Origin of the sequence: Metallococcus carri (assembly GCF_011440275.1) — a bacterium.
Classification (GTDB): Bacteria; Actinomycetota; Actinomycetes; order Actinomycetales; family Dermatophilaceae; genus Metallococcus; species Metallococcus carri.
In genome coordinates this window covers 1-1,308 of sequence record NZ_JAAOIV010000023.1, presented here as the reverse complement: position 1 = coordinate 1,308, position 1,308 = coordinate 1, and the positions used below count along the sequence as shown (strand labels likewise).

Here is a 1,308-nt window from a genome sequence, read left to right as displayed (position 1 = left end):
TGGGGTTGACCCCGTTTCGTGGACATCTCGTTAAGCGGCTTGGTCGGCCGCGGTGATGAGTGTGTTCTCGAAGGCTATCGGGCTGATTTGGCCGAGCGAGCTGTGTCGCCGGCGCTGGTTGTAGACCGTGTCGATCCAGGTGCTGACGGCGGTGATCGCTTCGGTGTGAGTGTCGAAGGTGTGCCGGTCGTAGTACTCGGTTTTCAGCGTTGACCAGAACGATTCCTGCTGGGCGTTGTCCCAGCACACCCCGGTCCGACCCACGGACAGGCGCACCTGGACTTCCTCGGCTGCGCGGGCCAACTGGGTGGATACGTACTGGCAGCCGCGGTCGGCGTGGAAGATCACGCCCGCGGTCGAACCGGTGGCCGGGTCGCGGAAGGTGACCGCGCGACGCAACGCGGTCTCGACCAGGTCGGTGTGCAGGTTGTCAGCGAACGCGTATCCGAGCACCCGTCGTGAGCACCCGTCGCGGACCGCGCACAGGTATAACCAGCCCTGACCGGTGGCCAGGTAGGTGATGTCGGAGGTCCACACCAGGTTCAAAGCGCCCCGGTCAAAGCGCCGCTGCACCAGGTCGGGGATCGTGTGTGGGTGCTGGTCGGCGATCGTGGTGACCGGCCGCCAGGGGCGCGGGCTGATCCCGCGAAGACCGTTGGCCCGCATCAGTTTCGCGACAGTCTTACGCGACACGACCTCACCGGCCGCGCGCAGATCCGCCAGGATCCGCGGGGCACCATTCACCCCATCGGAGGCGTCATGGGCGACCTTGATCTTCACCACCAGGTCAGCACGCCTGGCTGCCCGCGGGCCCAACTGGACACCGTCCTGGCGAGCGGCCCAGGCGTAGTACCCCGACCGGGACACTCCCAGCAGGTCAGCCATCCGTGTCACCGGCGGCATCTCGGGGCCGGCCTTCTGCGCGTCGATCACTGCGAACGCCTGCTCGGGTTCGAGTTCTCCGCCGCGAAGAAGGCCGCCGCTTTTTTCAGGAACTCCCGATCCATCCGCAACTCAGCCACCTCACGCCGTAACCGCACCAACTCGGCACGCTCATCGGCGTCCACCGCCTCCGGCGGGTCATCCATCCGAGAGCGCTCGATCGCGACCCACCGACCCAGCAACTGCTCCCCGACACCGATCTCCCGCGCAACCGCCGCGATCGTGCGCCCGGTATCGATCACCAAGTGCGCGGCTTCCTGCCGGTACTTCGGGGTGTAACTCTTCCTCTTCGCACCCATGAGGGCATCCTTCCCTGCCAGGCCGAAACCTGACGATCAGGATGTCCACCGAACGGGGTCAACCTCA

Annotated in this window: 1 protein-coding gene; it reads right to left on the bottom strand. The window is 66.2% G+C overall.

Going from position 1 to position 1,308, the window contains the following annotated elements:
- Window positions 1–30 precede the first annotated feature (30 nt).
- A protein-coding gene (locus G9U51_RS17005) for an IS3 family transposase (RefSeq protein ID WP_166198795.1) occupies window positions 31–1,241 on the bottom strand; the annotation gives its coding sequence in 2 pieces (ribosomal slippage) (window positions 31–989 and window positions 989–1,241; 1,212 coding nt in all).
- Window positions 1,242–1,308 lie beyond the last annotated feature (67 nt).